Genomic DNA, 23,632 nt, shown 5'->3' with positions numbered 1-23,632 from the left:
GCGGCCGACGAGACAGGTACGTACGTGCGTAGCGGAATCGGGCCGGCGAGTATCAGGAGCTGAGGTGGTATTGGGTCCAGGGCTGGTGGGACGGTGCGGGCTCCTCGTGGGAGGGGGCGATGGTGCCCCAGGGGGCGAGGGCGTTGTCCCATTCGGAGGTAAGGGCGGACACGTCGGGGACGGACTCCGCCGACGGCATCCCGCCGGGGTGCCAGGCGGACGCCATCGGGTGCGCGGAAGGCGTGGGGTTCCAGGACGCCGTCTGCTGTGCCGGGATGGTGTATTCGGCTTCATGTACGTCGCCGGGGCCGCGCCGGTGGCGTCCCGCATGGGTTTCCCCCGGGCCCGGATAGAACCGCCCCTGGGCGGAGAGCTGTTGCGCGCGGGTGACCAGGCGGGTGAGGTCGAGCCCGAATTCGGCGGCGAGTTCGCGCAAATCGACCCCGGTCTGCCAACTGCCGATGAGTACCGCGTCCATGGCCGGGGACCAGGTCTGTTCCGATGCCCCCGTTCCGCCCGTGGCCTCGCGCGTCGAACCGGCGGGGCGGGTCCCGGTGGACGGGTTCTGGTGGGAATATTCGGCAGAGAGATCGGGCCCTGGCGAGGCCTCGTCGGGCTCCCGGGGTGGCGCGGCCGGTCCGGCGGCTGCGAGCAACTCCTCGGCGACGGCGCGGGCATCATCCTTGCCCACCGTGCGCCGGGCGATCCGCACTTCGCGCTCGTTCAACCCGAACAGACCGGCCACCGCGCCCGTACTGCCCACCGTCACCGCAAATGCCGCCAGCACCCGTGACCGGTCGGCCTGTGCCTCGTCCAGTCTGGCCTGCGCCTCCCGCACACGTTCGTCCCCAAGACAAAACGCTTCCGCCAGAACGGCGTTGCGGTCCCACAACTCTCTAGGATCCATACCCAGTCAACGGCTCTTCAGCGGAGGTGTCCCGATCTGGCTCGGCAAAGCACCCCAAAGCACCCATCGAACCACCAGATGAAAATCACCCTGCACGCCCGGCCTTGAACTGCTCCTGACATCACCCGCTGCCATATGCCCTGGTCACGCGACCGGGAAAATACTCGGCACGGATTGTCAGTGCCGTGGGTTACTGTCTTGATCGGTCACATATTCAGAGTTCCGTATGTTCATGGGGGGACCATGTCTCAGCTTTCCCGTTCCGCGCGTTCCCGTACGTCGTCCCGTACGGCGGCGGCGCTGCTCACCGGCGCGGTGCTGTGCGGAACGGCCGCCTGTACGGGGTCCGGCGGCAAGTCCGGTGACCGGTCCGGCGCGTCGGAGAGCATCAATGCGACGCCGGTGGCCGCGGTGCAGCAGGCCGTCGCCAAGGGCGCCAAGCTCAAGTCCGTGTCCTACCGCCTCTCCGGCACGATCCCGGGCTCGGGGACCGTGGAGGGCAAGGTGTCGTTGAGTCTTCGCCCGCGCGCCATCGATATGCGGATGAAGGCGTCCGGGGGCAAGGAGGAGGGCGAGTTCTCGGTACGGCTCGTCGGGGGCGCGGTGTATCTGGGCGGAGGCAAGGCCGCGGCGGCCTCGATGGGCGGCAAGCACTGGATCAAGTTCCCCATGAAGCGCAAGGTTTCCGAAGGGGCGGGCGGCTTCGGGGGGATGCAGCGGCAGGCCGACCAGGACCCGGCGGCGCAGGCGTCCTTGCTCCCGCAGTCCCATGACGTCAAGAAGGTCGGCGAGGAGACCGTGGACGGTGTGCGGACGACGCACTACTCCGGCACGGTCGCCGTGGCGGACCTCCTGAAGCGGCGGGCCGCCAAGAGCCCGCTGGACGCCAAGCGCCACCAGAGGGTGGTCGAGCAGTACAAGCAGCTCGGGGTGAGCAAGCTGAACCTCGATATGTGGGTCGGTCCCGGCCACCGCATGCTGAAGTTCCGCGAGCGCGCGCAGGCGAACCAGGGCCCGCTCGACCTGACCATACGCTTCCTCGACGTCAACAAGCCGGTCACGGTCCAGGCACCGCCCGCTTCCGACACGATGGACCTGGGTCAGAAGCTGAAGGAGGCAGGACGCCTGCGGGGCTAGCCGTCACCACCGCCGCGCAGCACGGGCTCATCGAGATGCGGCAGACCGATCGGGTTGGGGAAGGGCAGCACATCCGCGGCCAGGATGCGCCGGACCACGGGTTCCAGCGCCGCCAGCAGCCCCTCGGTCTCCGCCTCGGACAGCGAACGCAGGAGGCGGCCGGCCAGCCGGTCGGTGGCGTGCTCGATGCGGTCCCGTTCCTCCAGACCGTGTTCGGTCGCACTGCCCCGTGCGTCGACGAGGTCGCGGGAGCGCAGCCGGTCCGCCGCGGCCGCCCACTCCTCCTCGCTCCAGCCGCGGTCCTGCCGGATGGTGTCCCTGGGGACGCGGCCGGCCGCGGCGGCCAGGACCAGGGCTTCGCATCCGTCGAATCCCTCGTCGGCGAGCACGGCAAGGTGCGCATCGCCCCTGAACTCGCGCAGGGTGGTGACCAGTTGCCACAACCGCTCGACGGGGTCGGCGTGGTCGCACAGCGCGCGGTTGGCCGCGAACAGGGGCCGCGCGGTGGCCGATGCGTCGTCGACGATCGTCTGGAGCGGGGGCAGCAGCTCGGCGGCTCGGTGCTCCACCTCGGGGTCGATCGCGCGCAGTGCGTGTGCGGCGCGGCTGCCACGCTCGTCGAGGACATGCGCCGGGCCGGCGATGTCCCATGCCGCGGGCAGCGCTCGGGCCACCATCCCTGGGGCGAACACGCCGAGTACGGCCGTGGCCGCCGCGGGTTCCACGGCTCCCAGAGGAGCGGTGCGCGAGGCGAAATAGCCCATCCAGAAGCCCTTGAGGCCGAGGTCTTTCCCCAGGTCCCGGCACTTCTCGTCGAAGTAGCAGACCGCGTGCAGCGGCTCGGTCACCAGCCAGAGCGATCGTGCTTGCAGGTCCATGCGTCGCACGCTACCGCCGCCCGCGGCGCCACGCAGCGCACCGAGCGCCGGAATCGGCCATCGTCGCCCCCGGCACACCGTCACCACCCCGACCGGAATCGAGGACCAGCAGCAATGCCCACCCCCGCAGAGATCATTGACAGCGCCCTCGGCCGCATAGTGGCGGACTACGTCTTCCCGCAGCGAGCCGCCGAGGCCGACCGGGCGATCCGGGGCCGGCTGGCGGCCGGCGAGTACGACGCGCTGAGCGGTGCCGCGTTCTGCGAGGCGGTGACCGCGCATCTGCAGGAAGCCTGCCCGGACAAGCACCTCAGGCTGCTGTGGCAGGACGAGCCCCAGTCCACCGAGCCGGCGGACGACGACGCGGGCCGGGCGGCCTTCCTGGCGCTGCTGAGGGCCGAGAACCAGGGCATCAGTCGCGTCGAGCACCTCGACGGCAATGTCGGCTATCTGGACGTCCGGCGGATAGCCGACGCCGGGGAGGGCGGCCGGGCGATCGGCGCGGCGATGGAGCTGGTCGCGCACACCCGTGCCCTCATTCTCGATCTACGGGAGTGCCTGGGCGGCGCACCCGACGGCGCGGCGATGTGGTGCAGCTACTTCTTCCCCGACGGCCAGGTGCACCTCAACGACATCTACGAGCGCGCCACCGACTCCACCCGGCAGTACTGGACCGCCTCGCACCTCCCCGCGCCCCGCTATCTGGACCGCCCGGTGTACGTGCTCACCAGCGCGACCACGTTTTCCGGCGGGGAGGACGTGGCGTACACCTTGCAGGCGTACGGGCGGGCCGAACTCGTCGGGGAGACGACCCGGGGTGGTGCGCACCCCACCAACCGGCACCCGGTGACGGAGCACATCACGGTCACCGTGCCGACGGCGCGGACCATCAACGCCGTCACGGGCACGAACTGGGAGGGCGTCGGCGTGCAGCCTGATCGTGCCGTAGCGGCCGACAAGGCGCTCGATGTGGCGTACGAGGAGGCGATACGGCGCCTGGCGTAGCAGAGCGCGCCCCGGCCGTCAGCCGTCGGTGCGGCCGCCCGCTCCGAAGCCCGACTCCCAGGCCCACAGGTGGGTGCAGTTGGGGCACTGCAGATGCAGCACGCTGCCCTTGTTCGACAGGAGGTAGCGCCAGTGGTCGCCGCAGGTGCGGCCGTCGAGGCAGGTTCCGCAGCCCTGGTGGTCCTGGCACCTGGGGCAGGGGACCCAGGCCCGGCGGCCGATATCGGCGGTGGGGTCGAGCGGCAGCATGCTCAGCCCTGTCCGGAGGCCGGCAGCACGCCCGCGGCGACCAGCATGTCGTAGGTGGCCTGCTGCTCCGCGTCCAGGCCCGAGTAGAGGAGCCGGTACGCGTCCGCCTCGCCCTCCATCACCGCGATGGGGTCCCAGGCATCGCCCAGCGCCGCGAGGACTTCGGTCCGCCGCCGGGCTTCGTGGTCGGCGAGGTCGAGCTCGAATATCTGGTGGTCCGAGGTGTTGCGGTCGTTCATCGTGCGCGTCCCATACCACTTGCGGATGATTCGGACGTGTCTATCAAGAGGGACGGCGCTGAGGAAGCGTCAGACGGAGGGCACCGGCTCGGGGGCTTGATCGCCGGAAGAGGCGATGGCATAGCGTGAAGCATCGAAGCGGTATGAAACCGAGCAAAAGGGAATTTACAGGTCGGATTTTTCTACGGATGCGCCCGATATATCCATGAATTCGAGGTGTGATGCACTTCATCCCGCTCTCGCATCCGCCCCGCCCCGCCCCGCCCTGCACCTCTCCCGCGCCCCCTGCCACGGCGGCCCGCTGGCCGGTTCGTCGTCGGGCGGCCTTGTTGACGCGCCTCGCCGCCCCGGTCACGCTCGGGGCCTTCACCCCTCTCCCAGGAGGTATCGATACTCCGACGTACGGCGGCGACCGGGTTCAGCATTGTCATGCTCGCGGCGGGCGCTCTGGTGGGCACCGCCAACACCACGTACGCCGCCGCTCCCGGCATCCCCGACACGGCCGGCGCCACCGCTCAGGCCGGGCCCGGTCTGCTCGCCAAGCTCAGCCATGCGCAGGCCACCAGCAAGTTCCGCGCGGCCGGCATCAGCTGGTCCTCCAGCGGCGGCTGTTCGGACCGGAACAACGCCACCTGCACCTCGTTCGACCAGATCAACTCGGCCACCGTGGACGGCGTGATCACACTCAAGGGCGCCACCGGCTGTGCGATCAACCTCACCGGCGGCACCGAGACCGGCCACGCCAGCGGCACGTACAGCCACTGGAACGGCTACAAGGTCGAATTCAGCCTCTCCTCGTGTCTGACCAACTACATCACCGGAACCTTCACCTCCATCGGCGGCTCCAAGTGGAAGTCCGGCAGCGGGAACGTCTACTACAAGGAGGGCGATCACTGGGATGTGACGTACTACAACTGTGGTGGGTGCCTGGCCGTCCAGCGGGGGCTGGGCGGCTGACGGGGCTGGACGCCCCGCGGGTCCGAACGGGGCCTAGGAAGCGGCCGGGCCCCCGGCGCGCGGTGACGGGCCGGGCAGCCGGCGCACCGCGACCGCCGCGGCGTCGTCGCCCAGCCGCCCCCGCGTATGCACCAGCAGATCCGCCCGCAGCTGTCCCAGCAGCAGCTGTGGGCTGCATCCGCTCCAGGCGCCGGCGCGCTCGACCAGTGGGTAGAAGCGGCCCTTGTCGTCCCGGGCCTCGGTCACACCGTCCGTGTAGAGCAGCAGCAGATCTCCGGGCTCGAACGGGAACGTCTCGACCTCGTAGTCCGGGCCGCCGGCCAACGAGCCCAGCCCGATCGGCAGCGCCGGCCGCCGTGGGTGGAGGGTGATGACCTGCCCGTCGCGCAGCAGCAGCGCGGGCGGGTGGCCGCAGCTGATGGTGCGGAGTACGGGCCAGTGGTCGGGGATGTCCAGCAGGGCTACGGTCGCAAAGGTCTCGTCGGTGTCGGTCTCGATGACGGGGGCGGCATCGGGGGCGGAATCGGGTTCGGGGGCGGGGTCAGTGGCAGGGACAGGGTCGGCGGCGGAACCGAGGCCGGGAGTGGTGGCGGGGACGGGATCGGAGCCGGGGGCTGGAGCAGCAGCGGGGACGAGGCCGGCGGCCGCGCCGGGAGCGGCATCGGCCCTGGCACCGTCCGCCGTTACCGCTTCCGCCTCTACCCCGTCCCCGTCCCCAGCCCCGTCTCCAGCCCCAGCCCCAGCCCCAGCCCCAGCCCCCGGCACATTGCGCCACTGACTGCTGTCCCAGCGGACGGCGCCATCCAGATGGATGGCGAGTTTGGGCAGAGTGGCCTGGCGGTGGGCGGCCGCCCGGAACGCGCCGAGGATGAGCGCGGCGTGGCTGTAGGCGGGCAGCCCCTTGCCACGGACATCGCCGATGATCAGCCGGGTGCTCGACGTGGTGCGCGCCGCCGCGAACAGATCACCGCCCATCTCCGCCTCCTCCTCGGCCGGCAGATACCAGGAGGCGATCTCAAGCCGGCCGCTGCGCGCGGGCAGCGGCCGGAGCAGGACCTGCTGGGCCACACCGGCCACCGAGCGGCTCTTGGTGAGCCGGCGCTCGTTGCGGTCCCGTACGACGGCGAAGAGCACGAGCAGGGCGGAGACGACCACCAATGCGGCGATCTGCGCTTCGAGGTTCTCGGTGGACAGGACGCCGCGCGCGATGCCGATGAACACCTGGGCGGCCACCGCCAGCGCACCGATCGCCGCCGTCAGACGGGGCCCGGCGAAGGCCGCGGTGATCGCGGGAGCCGCGACGAGCAGAGGCCCCAGGTGGATGTCGGGCGGCGCGAGGACATCGATGGTGCAGACCGCGACGATCAGCCCGATCGGGATCAGCACCAGGACATGACTCAGTTCCTGTCGTCCCCGAAGGTGCATCAGCCGTTCAAAGGGCATGCTTCATGTTTGCACTCAGAAGAGTGAAAAGCCCGGATCACCCCTTTCGCCCTACCTGTAGCGCCGACCTTGCTACTCCGCCCGCTGAGCCACCTCTCGCCGCAGCGCCGCGATGAGCAGGTCGAGCGTGGGCTCGACGGCCGACCCTCCCATGAGGGTGAGGTGCTCCCGTACGCGGTGCACGCTGGGGTACTCGTCCGCGGGCAGGCTGCCGTACTCGTCCTGCCAGGCCTGCTCGTCGGCCGCGCGCTGGGCGGGAGCCAGCCGCATTACGCCGGCGTCCACGGCCGCGTGACCGAGGGCCGTGTCGACAAGCGTGTGGTAGTGGCGCACGGCGGTGGCGTCGTCGAATCCGGCCTGGAGCAGCAGGCCGATACCGGTGTCCACGGCGCGCTGCTCATGGGGCCGGCCGGTGACGCGAACGGTGCTGAACACGGCGATCTGCGGGTGGCGCAGCGCGGACCGGTAGGCACGCAGGACGAGGTCGCGCAGGTCGGCGGCCCAGTCGCCGCTGGGCGCGAACCCGGCCATGGACTCGCCGATGAGCCGGTCGGCCACCGCCAGCAGCAGATCCTCGGTGTTGCGGAAGTAGCGGTAGACGGCGGAGGGATCGGCGCCGAGGGCCGCTCCCAGTTTGCGTACGGTGAATGCCTGCGCGCCTTGGGAGTCGATGAGTTCACAGGCCGCGTCGACGATGAGATCGGCCGACAGGACGACGCCTGAACTGGTCGGCCGGCGCCGCTTGCGCTCGGCCGGGACGCGCTCGCTCTCCGCCACCGGACCCCTCCCGCTCCACTCCCACCCCGAGCCCCGGCGTGGGCCGCACCTGGGCAATGCCTGGGCGATGCCGGGGCCTCTACGGGCCAGTTAACCATCAGGTTACGTCAACACCGTTGACACAAGAATGTACGGGAGGTTTCATCAGCGGACACCGGCACGGATCACCACCGCGGCGCCGCACCCCGCGCCCTCTCTCACGCCTCCCCCGCCTTTTCTCACGCCTCTCCGCCTTCCCCACGGCCTGGCCGCGACCGGTCCGGCCCGCCCCGCCCAAGGAGTGAATGCCATGCCCTCCGCAGTGCAGCAGGACCCCGGCCCGGCGAGAATGCGCCGCTCTCTGGGGGTGAAGGACGGGGTGGCGATCGCCGCGTCCAGCACCGCAGCGACCACCAGCATCGGCATCGGGATGGGCGCGCTGGCCGCGTATACCGGGCGGCAGACACCGGCCCTGTTGCTACTGGCCTTCCTGCCGATCCTCGGCATCGCGCTGTCGTACGCCCGGCTCAACCGCAGCGAGCCGAACTGCGGCAGCGGCTACACCTGGGTGGGCCGGTCGATCGGCCCCTGGTCCGGGTTTCTGACCGGGTGGGTGGTGCTGGTCGGCAACGTGATCTTCATGGCGTACACGGGTGCGGTGACCGGGTCCGTCGTGCTCCAGTTCCTCAACAAGCTGGGCCTGCACAGCGTGCTCGGGCTCCAGCTGGATCCGGCCTCGACCGGCATCAGCACCGCCGTCGGGCTGGTCGCGCTGGTCGCCGTCACGGTCACCGCCATCACCGGCGTACGGGCCGCGACCCGGATGCAGATGTGGCTGCTGATCTTCGAGTACGCGGTCCTGCTGATCTTCTGCGGATACGCCCTGTTCGCCGGCGACCAGCCGTTCTCGCTGTCCTGGCTCAACCCGTTCGACATCGGCTCGCCGCAGGCGCTGGCGCAGGGGATGGTGCTCGCGGTGTTCTTCTACTGGGGCTGGGACGCCGCGTTCAGCGTCAACGAGGAGACCCGTAGCTCCTCCGACGCGGCCCGCGGCGGACTAATCGCGCTGGTCGCGATGCTGGGCCTGTTCCTCGTCGGTGCGCTGGCCTTCCAGCGGGTGATGAGCACCGAAGAACTCATCCGCAACGGGCCGCAGGCGCTCACCTTCCTCGGCAGCAAACTGGCACCGGAGCCCTGGGCCTCCCTTCCGCTGGCCGCGCTGATGTGCTCCGCGTTCGCCTCCCTCCAGTCGAGCGTCATCCCCACCGCCCGCGGCGCGCTGGCGATGGCCCGCGACCGGACGCTGGGCCCGGTGTGGCAGCGGGTGCACCCGCGCTACGGCTCCCCCGCCATAGGAACCCTGCTGATCATGGCCGTCGCCGCACTGCTCGCCGTGCTCGCCGTCGGCATCCCCAAGCTCAACGACATGATCCTCACCGCCGTCAACTCGATCGGCCTGACGGTGGCCCTCTATTACGGACTGACCGCGCTCGCCTGCGCGGTGCGCTTCCGCGACAGCCTGCGCGGCGGCGCGGTGCGCGCGCTACGGGACGTGGTCGTCCCGGCGGCCAGTGCGCTGACGCTGTTCGGACTCGGCGCATACCTCGTCTGGGACTACGCGACCATGACCGATCACTTCGAGGCGAGCCCCGACAACGGCTGGTTCATGCTGGCGCTGCCCGCGCTGTTCGTGCTGCTGGGTCTGGCGGCCGCCGCGTGGGCCAAGTGGGTACGCCGCGCCCCGTATTTCCGTACCGGCCGGGGCACGGACGCCGATGCGATCACCTTGCCGATGGACGCGGACGGGGCGCCGCTGCCGAGCCCGTCGAATGGCTGACCGTACGCCGGATCCGCCCACCGCCCCCGTGCACACCGAACCCCAGCGACACTTACGTATATCCCCAACGCAACTGGAGCAACTGCCACATGGACCTCAGCACCACCGTGGACCCCGAGCCGACCCCGGAAGCCACCACCCTCGATTCCCCCGGCAACGGCCCCGCCGACCTCGTCTTCCTCTCCGGCCCCGTGCACACCGTCGACCCCGCACGCAGCCGGGCGAGCGCGGTGGCGGTGCGCGGGGACCGTATCGTCGCCGTCGGGCACGACGCGGAGGTCCGCGACCTGATCGGGCCCGCCACGGACGTTGTCGATCTGCGGGGCAAGCTGCTGATCCCCGGGTTCCAGGACGCGCATGTCCATCCGGTCGGCGGCGGGCTGGAGTTGGCCCAGTGCGATCTGAGCGCGGCGGAAACGGCCGACGCCTACCGCGAACTGATCGGCAGGTATGCGGCCGCGCATCCGCAGGCGCCATGGATCACCGGCGGCGGCTGGTCCCTGGAGGCGTTCCCCGGCGGCATGCCGACCCGGGAGTTCCTGGACGCCCTGGTGCCCGACCGCCCGGTGTTCCTCGTCAACCGCGATCACCACGGCGGCTGGGCCAACTCCGTTGCCCTGGAACGGGCCGGGCTCACCTCCCGCACGCCGGACCCGGCCGACGGGCGGATCGAGCGGGACGCCGACGGCCGCCCGACCGGCATGCTTCAGGAGGGCGCCATGCAGCTGGTCGCCGACCTGATTCCGCAACCGAGCCTCGCCGAGCAGACCGCCGGCCTGCTCAGGGCGCAGCGCCTGCTCCACGGGTACGGAGTGACCGCCTGGCAGGACGCGATGCTGGGGCGCGCTCCCGGAATGGTCGACACCATCCCCGCGTACGTGGCCGCCAGGCGCGAGGGGAAGCTCACCGCGCGGGTGACCGGGGCGCTGTGGTGGGACCGGGCGCGTGGCGCCGAGCAGATCCCCGAACTCCTGGAACAGCGCTCGGTGTTGACCGGCGGCCGGCTGCGGGCGACCAGCGTGAAGATCATGCAGGACGGGATCGCCGAGAACCATACGGCGGCCATGCTCACCCCCTACCTGACCGCGTGCGGCTGTGCGTCCGACAACAGCGGCATCTCGTTCATCGACCCCGAGGCGCTGCGGAGCTACGTCACCCGCCTGGACGCGGAAGGCTTCCAGGTGCATTTCCACGCCCTGGGCGACCGGGCCGTGCGGGAGGCGCTGGATGCGGTCGAGGCGGCCCGGCAGGCGAACGGCCGGCGCGACACCCGGCCGCACCTCGCCCATCTCCAGGTCGTGCACCCCGATGACATCCCGCGCTTCCGCAGGCTCGGGGCGACCGCGAACATCCAGGCGTTGTGGGCGGCCCACGAGCCGCAGATGGACGAGCTGACCATTCCCTTCCTGGGCGCCCAACGGGCCGCCTGGCAGTACCCGTTCGGCGATCTGCTGCGCTCGGGCGCCACCCTCGCGGCGGGCAGCGACTGGCCGGTCAGCTCCCCCGACCCGATCGCCGCGCTGCATGTCGCGGTCAACCGCCGTACGCCGGACGACCCGCCGTCGACACCGGCCTTCCTGCCCGAGCAGCGCATCGACCTGGGCGCCGCGCTCGCCGCGTACACGGCGGGCAGCGCCTATGCGAACCACCTCGACGACACCGGCACCATCCAGCCCGGAAAGCTGGCCGATCTGGTCGTCCTGGACCGCGACCCGTTCGACGGCCCCGACGAGGAGATCGCGTCGACCCGCGTTCTGCAGACGTTCGTCGGAGGACGCCGGGTGTACGCGGCCGACAACGCCTGAGGAAACGGCCCGCGGCGCTCAGCCGCGGGCCGGTACGGCCGCCTCCGGATTCCGGGGCGGCAGATATCCGGACCGCACCGGAATCATCGCGGCGCGCCGCGCCGGCGCACGGTCACGCGCCGGCCTGGCGTCGGCGCCCGAACCGACTTGGGCTTTCCTCCACACCCGGCGGGCTTCTGGCGGCGCCCTTTCGGATGACGTGCGGATGGTTTCCGGTGACGAGGTGCGGATCTACTGGGCCCAGTCGTTCATCGGGGGTTCTGTGTCCGCGTCTGTGTCCGCGTCCGTGGCCCATGCCGCGTCCGCTTCTGTGGCTGCCTTTACGAGATTTCGCGCGGTGTTCTCCGTTGCCGGGATCCGCTTGCCGGTGATCTCGTTCCTGGCCCGGCTGCCCGCCGCGCTGTGTCCGATCGGCACCTTGCTGATGCTGACCGAGCTGGACGGCATCGGCCGGGCCGGGGTCGTCGCGGGGATGTTGTGGCTGGGGCAGGCGGTGGGCGGAACGCCGATCGGACGGCTGGCCGACCGCCGGGGGCATCGGCCGGTGATCCTGGTGGCTTCGGCGGCGAATTCGGTGGCGATCCTGGCGCTGGTGGGGGCGGTGCTCGGCGGGCTGCCGGTGGTGGTGCAGGCGCTGCTGGCGGGCCTGGTCGGGGTGACGATGCCTCAGGTGGGGGCGCTGTCGCGGACGCGGTGGATCGCGCTCACCGCATCGCGTCCAGAGGGAAGGGAGTTGACCGGACGTGCACTGTCCCTGGACACCACGATCGACGAGATCACCTTCATGGCCGGGCCCGCGCTGGCGGCCACGGTCGTGGTCCTGTGCCACCCCGCCGCGGGGCTTCTGCTCGCGGCCGTGCTCGGTGCCGTCTTCGGTGTGCTGTTCGCGCTGCATCCAACGGCTCCAGGGCCGGTACGGGGCGAACGGGCGGCCGCGGCCGGAGTGCGGCTGATCTCGCCCGCGCTGATGGTGCTGTTCGCGATGGCGCTGGCGCAGGGAATCATCTGGGGCGCCGCGAACGCCGGCGTCAGCGCGCTGTCCAAGCATCTGGGCGATGCGGGCATGGCCGGGTTCGTCTGGGGCGCGATGGCCGTGACCAGCACGCTGGCGGGGCTGGTCGGCACGGCGTTGCCGGGGAAACGGGATCCGACGGTCCGGCTCCGGCTCGCGATCGTGGCGCAGGCCCTGCTGGCGCTGCCGCTGCTCGTCGTGGACGGGTTCGTCGGCGCGGCGCTGGCGATCGCCGGGATCGGGGCGGCGGTGGCGCCGCATCTGATCGCGGTGTTCGGCCTCGGGGAGCGCATCGCACCGCCCGCGCGGATGGGCGAGGCGATGGCGCTCCTGGGGTCGGGGCTGATCGTCGGGCAGTGTGTGGCCGCGGTGGTGGCCGGTCCGCTGGCGCAGGCCTACGGGTTCCGCGCCGCGTTCGCACTGAGCTGCGCGGCAGGAGTGGCTGCCTGTGCGGTGGCGCTGCTGCTGGTGCGGGAGCGGCGGTTCACCCCGGCGTCCGCCGCACCCGCCCCTCCAGCGCCGTCCGCCACACCGGCACCGTCACCCGCTCCCCCGGCTTCCCCGGCGGCATCGCCCGCCGACCGCCCTGAGCGAAGAAGTCCGCGAGCGGCAGCGTCGCCGCGCCGACCGTGACGGCGTCGGGGCCGAGCATGCCGAGGTCGATGGTGACGCGGCCGGCGGGGTGGGCGAGGGAGTAGGCGGTGGCGTAGGTGCGGACGGCGGGCAGGATGTGCGGGCCGAGCTGGAGACCGGCCCAGCCGCCGATGAGCACGCGTTCGGGGCTGAAGAGATTGATCAGGTCCGAGATACCGGCCCCGAGGTACTCGGCGGTCTCGTCCAGGACGGAGAGCGCGACCGGATCGGGGGTGAGGGTGCTGTCCTGGGGGTGAGCGGCGGCGACCAGGACGCTGATCGCCGTCTCCTCGTCGGCGTCCACGGGCAGTTGGCCGCCCGCCTCCCGCCAGCGTTGCAGCAGTGCCTCGGATCCGGTGTACGCCTCCAGACAGCCGCGGGCACCGCACCGGCAGCGTCGGCCGCGGACGCTGACCGTCAGATGCCCCCATTCGCCGGCGCTGTCGCGGGTGCCGCCGTGGATGACGCCGTCGGTGACGATGCAGGCGCCGACGCCGGAGCCGAAGAGCACGATGACGGCGTCCTTGGTGCCGCGGCCGCCGCCGAACCACATCTCGGCCTGGCCGAGCGCCTTGGCGCCGTTGTTGATGAAGAGGCCCACGTCGGCGGGGAGTTCGACGGCGTCACGCAGCAGGTCTTCCAGCGGTACGGCGTCCCAGCCGATGGTCTGGCCGTGGACGACCGCGCCGCCCGGGCCGGTCCGGTCGACGATTCCGGGGACGCCGACACCGACGCCGAGCAGCCGGTCGGGGGCCATACCGCTCTTGCGCAGGACGGTGGCGATGCCGTCGGCGATATGACGGGTGATCAGCTGGACGTCGTATTCGCCGTTCGCCAACGGCAGGTCGGCGCCTGCCAGTTCAGCCAGGGACAGATCGAAGAGCTCGACCCTGACCCGGGTCTCTCCCACGTCCACGCCGATCAGAGCGCCGCTCGCCGGGGCCACCCGGAGCAGCGTGCGCGGCCGGCCGCCGTCGGATCCAACCATGCCGGCCTCCTCCAGCAGTCCGTCCTCGGTGAGTTCGGCGACGACATTGCTGACGGATCCTGAACTGAGGCCTGTTGCGGGGCCGAGTTCCTGCCGGCTCATGGGCCCGTCGAAATACAACCGTTGCAGAACCGCGGTGCGGTTGGCGCGCCGCAGGTCACGCACGGTCCGTTGGGTGCGCTCGACCATCTGGTTCCCTCCCGGCCCGCAACCTACCGCCGTTCGGGCTCTTGACGCGCCCTTCTCTCGGGCTTTAACTCACACCCTAAGTTAAGCCATGAGGCCGTTCAGGAACTGAACATGGCCGACCTCCGGACTCCTCAGAGAGAGGCGTATCCGTCATGCGCATACTCCGAGCCGCGACCGTCACCGCCACCGTCACCGCGCTCGCCGCGGCGGCCTCCGGATGCGGCGGCGGGACCAGCCCCGGTGGCGGGGGAAGCAACGACTCCCCCAAGACGCTGACGTATTGGGCGTCCAACCAGGGGCCGAATGTCGAGGCGGACAAGAAGATCCTCGGTCCCGAGCTGAAGAAGTTCGAGCGGCGGACCGGGATCAAGGTCAAGCTGGAGGTCATTCCGTGGCCGGATCTGCTCAACCGGATCCTGGCGGCCACCACATCGGGGCAGGGGCCCGATGTCCTCAACATCGGCAACACCTGGTCCGCGTCCCTCCAGGCCACCGGCGCGCTGCTCCCCTGGGACAAGCGGAACCTCGACGAGATCGGCGGACGTGACCGGTTCGTGGCGCCGGCGCTGGGCGCCACGGGCGCGGCGGGCAAGGACCCGGCCGCGGTTCCGCTGTATTCGCTGACGTACGCGCTCTACTACAACAAGCAGATGTTCAAGGAGGCCGGGATCAGCGAACCCCCGGCGACCTGGGATGAGTTGGTCGCCGACGGCAAGAAGATCTCCAAGGACGGCACGTGGGGCCTGGGTGCCGAGGGCGGCCAGCTGACCAACAACATCCATCAGGCCTTCGCCCTCGGCAAGCAGCACGGCGCGGACTTCTTCGACGCCGCCGGCAAGCCCACCTTCACCTCGGACGGCGCGGTCGCGGCGGTCAAGCAGTACGTCGACTTCATGGCCAAGGACCAGATCATCGCCCCGGGCAACGCCGAGTACGGACAGAATCAGTCGCTCAGGGACTTCGCCAAGGGCCGGACCGCGATGGTGCTGTGGCAGGCGGCGGCCACCACCTTCGCGGCCGACGGGATGAAGCCGGACGACTGGGGCGTCGTCCCGGTACCCGTACCGTCCGGCACTCCGGGCACCGGCCGGCAGATCAACTCCATGCTCGCGGGCATCAATATCGCCGTCTTCAAGAACACCCACAATCTCGACGGCGCGCGGAAGTTCGTGAAGTTCATGACGAGCGACGCCGAGCAGAAGCTGCTCAACAAGACCTACGGCTCGGTGCCGCCCGTCAAGGCCGCCCAGCAGGACCCGGCGTTCAACCGCCAGGACACCAAGGTGCTGCGCGAAACCCTCACCAGGAGTGCCGCGCCGCTCCCCCAGGTCGCCGACGAGGCGCAGTTCGAGACGTCCGTCGGCACCGCGATCAAGGATCTGTTCGCCGATGCGGCGGCCGGCCATCCCGTGACCACCGAGTCGGTCAGGGCGCGGCTGACCAAGGCCGAGCAGCAGATGGCGAAGTGAGCGGCCGGCCATGACCACCACCACGACCACCGCGCGCGAGCAGGCGCCGCCGGGCCGCGGCGGCCGTCCTGGCGGCAAGGCCCCCGCCACGCGCCGCCGGGTCCTGCTGCCCGCCCGGCTGCGCCGCGCCGGCCTGCCCTATCTGCTTCTGCTGCCCGCACTGCTGCTGGAACTGCTGGTCCATCTCGTACCGATGGTCATCGGCATCGTCATGAGCTTCAAGGAGTTGACGCAGCTCACCATCGGCAACTGGGACGCGGCCCCCTGGAAGGCACTGGGCAACTACCGGGTCACCGTCGACCTCGACGCACCGGTCGGCGCCGCGCTGCTGCACTCGTTCCTGGTCACCTGTGCGTTCAGCGTGCTGGCGGTCGGACTGTGCTGGCTCATCGGCACCGCGGCCGCGATCTTCCTGCAGGACAACTTCCGGGGGCGCGGCCTGCTGCGAGCCCTCTTCCTCACCCCGTACGCACTGCCGATCTACGCCGCCGTGATCACCTGGGCGTTCATGTTCCAAAGGGACAACGGCCTGGTCAACCATGTGCTGCACGACCAGCTGCACCTCACCGACGGCCGGCCCTTCTGGCTGCTGGGCGACAACAGCTTCGTCGCGCTGCTCGTCGTCGCCGTCTGGAAGACCTGGCCGTTCGCCTTCCTCGTCGTGACGGCGGCGCTGCAGAGCATCCCCAAGGATCTTTACGAGGCCGCGGCGCTCGACGGCGCGGGCCTCGTCCGGCAGATCCGGCGGATCACCCTGCCGTCGCTGCGGCCGGTCAACCAGGTGCTGGTGCTGGTGCTGTTCCTGTGGACGTTCAACGACTTCAACACGCCATATGTGCTCTTCGGGAAGGCCGCCCCGGAGGCCGCCGATCTGCTCTCCCTCCACATCTACCAGTCCTCGTTCGTCACCTGGAACTTCGGTACCGGCTCGGCCATGTCGGTCCTGCTGCTGCTGTTCCTGCTGGTGGTGACGGCCGGCTATCTGCTGGCCACCTCGCGCGGAAGGAAGCATGCCGATGGCTAGCACCGCTCACCGCCCGCCGCGCACAGCCGTCCGCAGGCGCTCCCCCACCGCCCCGCCCCGCTCCTTCCGCTGGATCCGCCGGATCTTCCTCACCGCACTGACCGGCTTCGTCCTGCTCCCGGTCTATGTGATGCTCAGCAGCTCGCTGAAACCGCTGGAGGATGTCTCGGGCACCTTCCACTGGCTGCCGAGCGAGCTGACGATCCGTCCGTATCTCGACATCTGGCGGACGGTGCCGCTGGCCCGGTACTTCACCAATTCGCTGATCGTGGCGGGCTCGGCCACCCTCTGCTCGGTGCTCATCGCGATCTTCGCGGCCTACGCGGTCAGCCGCTACCGCTTCCGCGGCAAGCGGGTCTTCACCCTCACGGTGCTGTCCACCCAGATGTTCCCGGGCATCCTCTTCCTGCTGCCGCTGTTCCTGATCTACGTCAACATCGGGAACTCCACCGGCGTCGCGCTCTACGGCTCCCGCGGCGGGCTGATCCTCACCTATCTGACGTTCTCCCTGCCGTTCTCCATCTGGATGCTGGCCGGCTACTTCGCGTCGGTGCCGCGGGAGCTGGACGAGGCCGCGTACGTGGACGGCTGCGGTCCGCTCGGTGCGCTCTTCCGGGTCGTGGTGCCGGCCGCGCTCCCCGGGATCGTCGCGGTCGCCGTGTACGCGTTCATGACCGCGTGGGGCGAGGTGCTGTTCGCGTCCGTCATGACCAATGACACCACCCGCACCCTGTCGGTCGGTCTGCAGGGCTATGCCACACAGAACGACGTCTACTGGAACCAGGTCATGGCCGCGTCCCTGGTCGTCAGCGTCCCGGTGGTCGCCGGGTTTCTGCTGCTCCAGCGCTATCTGGTCGCCGGGCTCACCGCCGGGGCCGTCAAATGAACCGTGCCGAAAGGCCCCCCACGGAAAGGAACGCCGTGACCGACCGGATCGACTTCGCCGCCCTGCCGGACGACTTCGCATGGGGCGTGGCCACGTCGGCCTATCAGATCGAGGGAGCGGTCGCCGAGGACGGCCGCGCGCCTTCCATCTGGGACACGTTCTCGCACACCCCGGGGAAGACCGACAACGGCGACACCGGCGACCGGGCCTGCGATCACTATCACCGCTGGCGCGAGGACATCGCCCTGATGCGTCAACTGGGCGTCGGCGCCTACCGGTTCTCGCTCGCCTGGCCGCGGATCGTGCCGGAGGGCGACGGCCGGGTCAACGCCAGAGGTCTGGCCTTCTACGACCGGCTCGTCGACGGCCTCCTCGAAGCGGGCATCGCCCCGTGCGCCACCCTCTACCACTGGGATCTGCCGCAGGCGCTCCAGGACCGCGGCGGCTGGCCCGTGCGGGAGACCGCCGAGCACTTCGCTGCGTACGCCGCGGTCGTGGCCGGGAAGCTCGGCGACCGGGTCCGGCAGTGGGCGACGCTGAACGAGCCGCTGTGTTCGGCCTGGATCGGCCATCTCGAAGGCCGGATGGCGCCCGGCCTCACGGATCTCACGGCGGCGGTGCGCGCCTCGTACCATCTGCTGCTCGGGCACGGCCTGGCCGTACAGGCGATCCGGGCCGGGGCACCGGATGCCGAGGTCGGCATCGTCAACAATCTCAGCACCGTCGAGCCTGCCACCGGCTCCGAGGCCGATGCCGCGGCGGCGCGGCGGATGGACGGGCACACCAACCGCTGGTGGCTCGACCCGGTGCACGGCCGTGGCTTCCCCGCGGACATGCGCGAGGTGTACGGCGTGGAGCTGCCGGAGCGCCCCGGTGACCTGGACACCATCGCCCAGCCGCTGGACTGGCTGGGGCTGAACTACTACTTCCCGGCCGTGGTCGCCGCCGAGCCGGCCGGACCACCGCCGTTCGCCCGGCAGGTGCGCCGGCCGCATGTCCCCCGTACGGGCATGGACTGGGAGATCGACGCGCACGGCATCGAGACCCTGCTGCTGCGGCTGACCCATGACTACGCGGCACGCAAGATCTACGTCACCGAGAACGGCTCCGCCTACCCGGACGTGGTCCGCCCCGAGGGCACCGTCGAGGACCCCGAGCGCACCGAGTATCTGCATCAGCATGTGGCGGCATGCGCCCGCGCGGCCCGTCAGGGCGCACCGCTCGCCGGATATTTCGCCTGGTCGCTGATGGACAACTTCGAGTGGGCCTACGGCTACGACAAGCGCTTCGGCCTGTTCCATGTCGACTATGCGACACAGGCCCGCACCCTCAAGGACAGCGGCCGGCACTACGCCGAGCTGATCCGCAGCCATCCGCGCCGCAGCACTCCGCGCGCGGCCTGATCCGCATCCGCCCGACGGACCGGCCCCCACGCCATCGCCGGGGCCGGTCCGTCGGGCGCGTCGCGGCCTTACTCGATGACGAGCGCGACATCGATGTTGCCGCGGGTGGCCTTGGAGTACGGGCAGTACTGGTGGGTCGCCTCGACCAGCTGCCGCCCGGTCTCGCCCTCAAGGGCGGCCGGCAGCTCCACCCGCATGACGACGGCCAGGCCGAAGCCGGTGTCGTCCTTGCCGATGGAGACCTCGGCGGTGACCGAGACATCCTTGGTGTCGATCTTCATCTGGCGGCCGACATTGCTCATCGCGCTGGCGAAGCAGGCCGCGTAACCGGCGGCGAAGAGCTGCTCCGGGTTGGTGCCGGCGCCGTTGCCGCCCAGCTCGGGAGGCATGGCCAGGGCGAGGTCGATCTTGCCGTCGGAGCTGACGGCGCGGCCCTCGCGGCCGTTGGCGGTGGCGACAGCGGTGTACAGCGCGTCCATCACAGTTCCCCTTCGTTGGCGCGGCGGCCGTTCCCCGGCCGCCCGATGACGGCAACAATCGCACACATCTAAATTGCCAGCAACTCAGTTGCGCACAACTAAATCGCTTACGGCGAGCTAACCTGGACCCCATGACCCCTACGACCAGGCCTCCGGTCCCCGACGCCGAACTGCTCCGCCTCGACCACCAGGTCTGCTTCTCGCTGCACGCCGCCTCGCGCGCCTTCGGCAGCGTCTACCGGGACGCCCTCAAGGACCTGGGCCTGACCTACCCCCAGTACCTGGTCATGCTGGTCCTGTGGGAGCACGGCTCGCAGCCGGTCAAGGCCATCGGCGAACAGCTCCGGCTGGACTCCGGCACCCTCTCCCCGCTGCTCAAGCGCCTGGAGGCAGCCGGCCTGGTCCGCCGCGAGCGCAGCACCGAGGACGAGCGGTCGGTCACCATCCACCTCACCGCCGACGGCGATGACCTGCGCGAACAGGCCCTGCCGGTCCCCCGCAGGATGCTGGCGGCGACCGGCCTCACGATCGATGAACTCCGCACGCTCCGGGGCCTGTTGGGTCGCGTGACCAGCGCACTCGACGAGGCCTGACACCAAAACCTCCCCAGTCCGCCGGCGCCCTGCCGTGCCTCTCGCCCGCCTGCGGCGTTAGGAACGTAGATGTCTTCCGCAGCGCCCGCAAAGCGAGGCGTGACCCCGTCATACGCCCTGGCGAGCCCATCACTCCATTGAGCTACCAAGGCTGGGGAGTCATCGGGACGAAGGCGTATAAAGGGTGGCCAAACCAGCCGGGGCCGCCGGCGAACACCCGCCCAGGACGCGGTTGGCAGCACGCCCACAACAAGCGGAGGAGCGCCACGTGAATGCGGCAGAAGTTGTCAACGCCTTGCTGGTCCAGCGATTCGGGGTCGCCTTGGCCGACGTCACCGACGAGACCCCGCTGCGCACCCTGCGCATCGACTCCCTGGCCCTGGAAGAACTCCGGGTACTCATCGAGGACCAGCTGGACATCGACCTGGAAGAGGTGCCGCTGACCCCGCGCGACACCGTGGGCCGGCTGGTGGCGGCCGTCAACGGCATGGTTCCGGCGTGACGGCCCGCCGGCAGCCGTTCTCCGCGGCCGTGACGGGACTGGGCATGGTGACCGCGGCGGGCGTGGGGGCGAAGGCCACCTGGCACGCCGTCACCCAGGAAACCTCGCCCGGCGGAGTGGCCCACCAAGAGGAACTCGCCGATCTGCCCTGCGACTTCATGTACACCGCCGATCTGGACACCACCGAGCTGCTCGGCGTGGCGACCCAGCGGCTGATGGACCGCTTCTCGCAGCTCGCGGTGGTCGCCGCCCGCGAGGCGATCGCCGACGCCGGTCTGGACACGGACACCTGGGACGGCAGCCGCGTCGCGGTGGTCATCGGCTCCGCGCACGGCGGAGTGACCTTCTACGACCAGCAGCATGTCGCGATGGCGGCGCGCGGCGCACGACGGGTCTCCCCCAAGCTCGCGCCACTGACCGTCGTCAACAGTGCCGCCAGCAGCGTCTGCATGGATCTCGGCGCGCGGGGCCCCAGCCTGGCCGTGGCCACGGCCTGCTCCTCCGGAACCGTCGCGCTGGGCACCGCACACCAGCTGCTGCGCGCCGGGGTCTGCGATATCGCCATCGCCGGCGGCGCGGAGTCGCCGATCTCCCGGCTGCTGATCGCCAGCGCCTGCCAGATGAAGGCGGTCTCCACCCGCCGGGAGAATCCGGCCGCGGCCTGCCGCCCGTTCGATGCGGGGCGGGACGGTTTCGTCGTCGGCGAGGGCGCGGGCCTCCTCGTACTGGAGCGGCCCGAGCACGCCGCGGCGCGCCGGGCCCCGGTCCGTGCTCATGTCCGCGGATACGGCGCCTCCAGCGACGCCTACGCGGCCGTGGCCCCGGACCCCGACGGCAACGGCATCGAGCGGGCCCTGCGCAGCGCGATGGCGGACGCGGGGGTACAGGCCGGCGACATCGGCCATGTGAACGCGCACGGCACCTCGACGGTGGTCAACGACCTCATCGAGGCCACCATGCTGCAGCGGGTGATCGGCGACCATGCGCTGGTCACCTCCACCAAGGCGATGACCGGGCACACGCTGGGCGCCGCCGGCGGCATCGAGGCCGCGCTCACCGTCCTCGCGCTGGAGGAGCAGCTGGTGCCGCCGACCGCGAATCTTGAGGTCCCGGATCCGCAGATCCCGGTCGAGATCGTGCGCCAGGAGGCCCGGCCGGCGGCGTTCGACTGCGCGGTCAAGACCTCGCTCGGCTTCGGCGGCCACAACGCCGCGCTCGTACTGACCCGCTAGCGGCCGACGCCCATCCGGCCGTTCCCGCCGGTCTCCCCGAGAAGGAAGCAGACATGTACGAGGAAACGATCCGATCCTTGTCGGTGAGCGGGGTGTCCTTCGCCTACCGGCGGCTGCGGCAGCCGGAGCGGATCACCGAGCCCGTCATGGTGCTGGGCGGCGCGCTGCAAGGGATGTTCGGCTGGCCGCAGATGGAAGATCATGTGGGGCCGGTGGCCGACGTGGTGACCGCCGACCTGCCGGGTATGGGCAGCGCCGACCCGCTGCCCCCGGGACCGAGCAACGACCTCATGTGCGCGGCGATCGAGTCGATCATCGACGATCTGGACGTACCGCAGATCAATCTCTTCGGCTTCTCCTACGGGGCGGGCCTCGCCTACGGGTGCGCCCGGCGCTTCCCCGAACGCATCGCGCGGCTCGCCCTCGGCGGCGTGCCCGCGCACATCAGCGCCGCGCAGCTGGACCTCTGGCGCCGGGCCGCCGACCACCTCGCGCGCGGCAATACCGAGGACTTCGCCACGTTGGTCACCGAGGCGCTGATGTGTCTGGACGCCCGCCGGCATGTCACACGGCGGAAGCTGGCTTACCGCTATGTCAGGCGCTCGATGATGCATGCCGCCCGGCATTCACGGCATGCCGTCGACTCGCTGCGCCGTGCGATGTCGGACCGTCCGGATTTCTCCGGCCGGCTGGCCGACGTCCCCACGCTCGTCTTCAGCGGCGAGCACGACACGGTGACCTCCCCGGACCGGCAGCGGGACTTCGCGGCCACCATTCCCGACAGCCGCTTTCTGACGATCCCCGACGCCGATCACTGGGTGGTGCTCGAACGCGCACAGGACGTCGCGGACCTGGCGGTCCGCTTCTTCACCGATGCGCCACTGAGCTCGGCGCCCTGCCTCGCGCCGGTCGAGCGCGAGGAGCCGTCGGTGACCGATCCGGCGTGTGTGTGATCCACGGGCGGGTACTGCCCGAGCCGGCATCTGCGGGCCGGGAGCCTGGACGCTCCGGAACGGCATCTCGACGCCATGGAGGACGATCAGCCATGAACCCCCACTCCGACACCCTCACCACCGCCGACGGCCGGACCGCGCTGCACATGGAGCGCCGGCTCGCCCATCCGCCCGAAAAGGTCTGGTCGGCGATCACCGATCCGGCACAGATCGGGCAGTGGTTCCCCTCCGACGTCACCGTGGAGCTCCGGCCCGGCGGGGCGATGACCTTCACCATGCCCGGCGTCGGCGATATCACCATGACCGGCACGGTCACCGATGCCGACGAGCCCCGGCTGTTCGCCTTCACCTGGGGCGAGGACCATCTGCGCTGGGAGCTCACCCCGGACGGGGAAGGCTCGCTGCTGACCTTGGTGCACACCTTCGGCGACCGGTTCGGCAGCGCCAGCTTCGCCTCCGGCTGGCATCTGTGCCTCACCGCGCTGTCGCAGCTGCTCGACGGTGAATCGACGGCGGTGGACCCCGACACCGGCGAGCTGCACGAGGCCTATCTGGAGCAGTTCGATCTCGGGCACGGTGTGGTCGAGGACACCCCGGACGGCCCGCGGATCCGCTTCGAGCGCCAGCTCGTACGGCCTGCCGAGACCGTCTGGGCCGCGCTGACCTCGGGAGACGAGCCCATCGCGGATGCGCCCGCGCCGGAGGGCTTCACGACGCACAAGGTGCCGGCCGGGCCGGTCACCGAGGTGGCGGCCCCGTCGGTCCTCGCGTACCGCTGGCATCGGCAGGGCACGGTCCGCTGGGAGCTGGGCCGGGGCACCGGCCATGGCGCCCGTCTCGTCCTCACCCAGACCGGCCCCCACGGCTTCGACACCGCCACCGCGCTGGACGCCTGGCACGACCGCATCGAGCATCTCGCGGCGCGGCTGCTGGAGGACTGAATTTCCGCAGCCGCTGTACCGGTCAGCCCCTATAAGAACTCCTAACGAAATGATCTTCGAGGTGGTTGGATCACTCCGGGACCGTTGATCCGGGGGTGTGGGGTGGCTCGGCCGA

22 protein-coding genes and 1 pseudogene are annotated in these 23,632 nt (G+C 70.6%); 15 read left to right on the top strand and 8 right to left on the bottom strand.

All coding sequences use genetic code 11. The annotated features are described in order from the left end of the window. Positions 1 to 52 precede the first annotated feature (52 nt). Positions 53 to 838 carry a hypothetical protein gene (locus tag DY245_RS04600; protein ID WP_244942829.1) on the bottom strand — a complete coding sequence of 262 codons (786 nt, stop codon included), beginning with the start codon at positions 836 to 838 and terminating at the stop codon, positions 53 to 55. A gap of 312 nt (positions 839 to 1,150) precedes the next feature. Here DY245_RS04600 and DY245_RS04595 point away from each other — a divergent pair, with 312 nt between their 5' ends. Continuing rightward, the gene (locus tag DY245_RS04595; protein WP_244942828.1) at positions 1,151 to 2,044 is read left to right on the top strand and encodes an SCO4651 family lipoprotein; all 894 of its coding nucleotides are present in this window, start codon (positions 1,151 to 1,153) and stop codon (positions 2,042 to 2,044) included. On the opposite strand, the gene DY245_RS04590 is transcribed toward DY245_RS04595, so the two are convergent. Further along, positions 2,041 to 2,922 carry an SCO6745 family protein gene (locus tag DY245_RS04590; protein ID WP_128503752.1) on the bottom strand — a complete coding sequence of 294 codons (882 nt, stop codon included), beginning with the start codon at positions 2,920 to 2,922 and terminating at the stop codon, positions 2,041 to 2,043. The genes DY245_RS04595 and DY245_RS04590 overlap by 4 nt on opposite strands. Positions 2,923 to 3,036: 114 nt before the next feature. Here DY245_RS04590 and DY245_RS04585 point away from each other — a divergent pair, with 114 nt between their 5' ends. Continuing rightward, positions 3,037 to 3,927: a S41 family peptidase gene (locus DY245_RS04585; RefSeq protein WP_128503750.1), complete on the top strand. Its 891-nt coding sequence runs from the start codon at positions 3,037 to 3,039 to the stop codon at positions 3,925 to 3,927. An 18-nt stretch (positions 3,928 to 3,945) separates the two neighbouring features. Here the strand turns inward: DY245_RS04585 and DY245_RS04580 are convergent, their stop codons facing one another. Together DY245_RS04580 and DY245_RS04575 are read right to left on the bottom strand one after the other, a co-directional pair. Next, the gene (locus DY245_RS04580; protein ID WP_128503748.1) at positions 3,946 to 4,176 is read right to left on the bottom strand and encodes a hypothetical protein; all 231 of its coding nucleotides are present in this window, start codon (positions 4,174 to 4,176) and stop codon (positions 3,946 to 3,948) included. A 2-nt stretch (positions 4,177 to 4,178) separates the two neighbouring features. After that, positions 4,179 to 4,415 (bottom strand): DUF6400 family protein, encoded by a 237-nt coding sequence (locus tag DY245_RS04575; RefSeq protein WP_128503745.1) that lies wholly within the window; start codon positions 4,413 to 4,415, stop codon positions 4,179 to 4,181. Between the two features lie 429 nt (positions 4,416 to 4,844). Between DY245_RS04575 and DY245_RS04570 the strand changes: the two genes are divergently transcribed. Beyond that, on the top strand, positions 4,845 to 5,372 hold the full coding sequence (locus DY245_RS04570) for a hypothetical protein (protein ID WP_425329344.1): 528 nt from the start codon (positions 4,845 to 4,847) through the stop codon (positions 5,370 to 5,372). A gap of 33 nt (positions 5,373 to 5,405) precedes the next feature. Here the strand turns inward: DY245_RS04570 and DY245_RS04565 are convergent, their stop codons facing one another. After that, positions 5,406 to 6,815, bottom strand: coding sequence for a PP2C family protein-serine/threonine phosphatase (locus DY245_RS04565; RefSeq protein ID WP_244942827.1), 1,410 nt, complete (start codon positions 6,813 to 6,815; stop codon positions 5,406 to 5,408). Positions 6,816 to 6,887: 72 nt separating this feature from the next. Further along, the gene (locus tag DY245_RS04560; RefSeq protein ID WP_128503741.1) at positions 6,888 to 7,592 is read right to left on the bottom strand and encodes a TetR/AcrR family transcriptional regulator; all 705 of its coding nucleotides are present in this window, start codon (positions 7,590 to 7,592) and stop codon (positions 6,888 to 6,890) included. A gap of 289 nt (positions 7,593 to 7,881) precedes the next feature. Here DY245_RS04560 and DY245_RS04555 point away from each other — a divergent pair, with 289 nt between their 5' ends. The 3 genes and pseudogenes from DY245_RS04555 to DY245_RS04545 form a co-directional block, all read left to right on the top strand. After that, the gene (locus DY245_RS04555) at positions 7,882 to 9,408 is read left to right on the top strand and encodes an APC family permease (protein ID WP_244942826.1); all 1,527 of its coding nucleotides are present in this window, start codon (positions 7,882 to 7,884) and stop codon (positions 9,406 to 9,408) included. A gap of 89 nt (positions 9,409 to 9,497) precedes the next feature. Next, positions 9,498 to 11,213 (top strand): amidohydrolase, encoded by a 1,716-nt coding sequence (locus DY245_RS04550; protein WP_128503739.1) that lies wholly within the window; start codon positions 9,498 to 9,500, stop codon positions 11,211 to 11,213. Positions 11,214 to 11,418: 205 nt separating this feature from the next. Beyond that, positions 11,419 to 12,528: pseudogene (locus tag DY245_RS04545) on the top strand (MFS transporter); the annotation flags it as partial. A gap of 181 nt (positions 12,529 to 12,709) precedes the next feature. Here DY245_RS04545 and DY245_RS04540 read toward each other — a convergent pair. Continuing rightward, the gene (locus DY245_RS04540; RefSeq protein WP_128503737.1) at positions 12,710 to 14,035 is read right to left on the bottom strand and encodes an ROK family transcriptional regulator; all 1,326 of its coding nucleotides are present in this window, start codon (positions 14,033 to 14,035) and stop codon (positions 12,710 to 12,712) included. 152 nt (positions 14,036 to 14,187) lie between these two features. Here DY245_RS04540 and DY245_RS04535 point away from each other — a divergent pair, with 152 nt between their 5' ends. The 4 genes from DY245_RS04535 to DY245_RS04520 are packed head-to-tail and all read left to right on the top strand — an operon-like array spanning position 14,188 to position 18,817. Next, the gene (locus DY245_RS04535; protein ID WP_128503735.1) at positions 14,188 to 15,504 is read left to right on the top strand and encodes an ABC transporter substrate-binding protein; all 1,317 of its coding nucleotides are present in this window, start codon (positions 14,188 to 14,190) and stop codon (positions 15,502 to 15,504) included. A gap of 10 nt (positions 15,505 to 15,514) precedes the next feature. Continuing rightward, entirely contained in the window at positions 15,515 to 16,528 is a 1,014-nt protein-coding gene (locus tag DY245_RS04530) for a carbohydrate ABC transporter permease (RefSeq protein WP_128503733.1), read from the top strand. After that, entirely contained in the window at positions 16,521 to 17,414 is an 894-nt protein-coding gene (locus tag DY245_RS04525; protein ID WP_128503731.1) for a carbohydrate ABC transporter permease, read from the top strand. Before DY245_RS04530 ends, DY245_RS04525 begins: the two co-directional genes overlap by 8 nt. Next, positions 17,411 to 18,817: a GH1 family beta-glucosidase gene (locus tag DY245_RS04520; protein WP_128503729.1), complete on the top strand. Its 1,407-nt coding sequence runs from the start codon at positions 17,411 to 17,413 to the stop codon at positions 18,815 to 18,817. Before DY245_RS04525 ends, DY245_RS04520 begins: the two co-directional genes overlap by 4 nt. Before the next feature lie 68 nt (positions 18,818 to 18,885). On the opposite strand, the gene DY245_RS04515 is transcribed toward DY245_RS04520, so the two are convergent. Beyond that, a complete protein-coding gene (locus DY245_RS04515; RefSeq protein ID WP_128503727.1) occupies positions 18,886 to 19,296 on the bottom strand; it encodes an organic hydroperoxide resistance protein in 411 nt (136 codons plus the stop codon). A 131-nt stretch (positions 19,297 to 19,427) separates the two neighbouring features. Between DY245_RS04515 and DY245_RS04510 the strand changes: the two genes are divergently transcribed. From DY245_RS04510 to DY245_RS04490, 5 genes are all read left to right on the top strand, one after another. Further along, positions 19,428 to 19,889 (top strand): MarR family winged helix-turn-helix transcriptional regulator, encoded by a 462-nt coding sequence (locus DY245_RS04510; protein ID WP_128503725.1) that lies wholly within the window; start codon positions 19,428 to 19,430, stop codon positions 19,887 to 19,889. A gap of 268 nt (positions 19,890 to 20,157) precedes the next feature. After that, on the top strand, positions 20,158 to 20,391 hold the full coding sequence (locus DY245_RS04505; RefSeq protein ID WP_128503723.1) for an acyl carrier protein: 234 nt from the start codon (positions 20,158 to 20,160) through the stop codon (positions 20,389 to 20,391). Next, the gene (locus DY245_RS04500; protein ID WP_128503720.1) at positions 20,388 to 21,623 is read left to right on the top strand and encodes a beta-ketoacyl-[acyl-carrier-protein] synthase family protein; all 1,236 of its coding nucleotides are present in this window, start codon (positions 20,388 to 20,390) and stop codon (positions 21,621 to 21,623) included. Before DY245_RS04505 ends, DY245_RS04500 begins: the two co-directional genes overlap by 4 nt. Positions 21,624 to 21,676: 53 nt before the next feature. Continuing rightward, the gene (locus DY245_RS04495; RefSeq protein ID WP_128503718.1) at positions 21,677 to 22,576 is read left to right on the top strand and encodes an alpha/beta fold hydrolase; all 900 of its coding nucleotides are present in this window, start codon (positions 21,677 to 21,679) and stop codon (positions 22,574 to 22,576) included. Positions 22,577 to 22,668: 92 nt separating this feature from the next. Then, positions 22,669 to 23,517, top strand: coding sequence for an SRPBCC family protein (locus DY245_RS04490; RefSeq protein ID WP_128503716.1), 849 nt, complete (start codon positions 22,669 to 22,671; stop codon positions 23,515 to 23,517). The last annotated feature ends 115 nt before the right edge of the window (positions 23,518 to 23,632 follow it).

This window comes from Streptomyces inhibens (assembly GCF_003389455.1).
In the GTDB taxonomy this organism is placed as follows: domain Bacteria; phylum Actinomycetota; class Actinomycetes; order Streptomycetales; family Streptomycetaceae; genus Streptomyces; species Streptomyces inhibens.
Note: the sequence above shows the minus strand (reverse complement) of the source record. Positions and strands in the feature narration are given on the sequence as shown.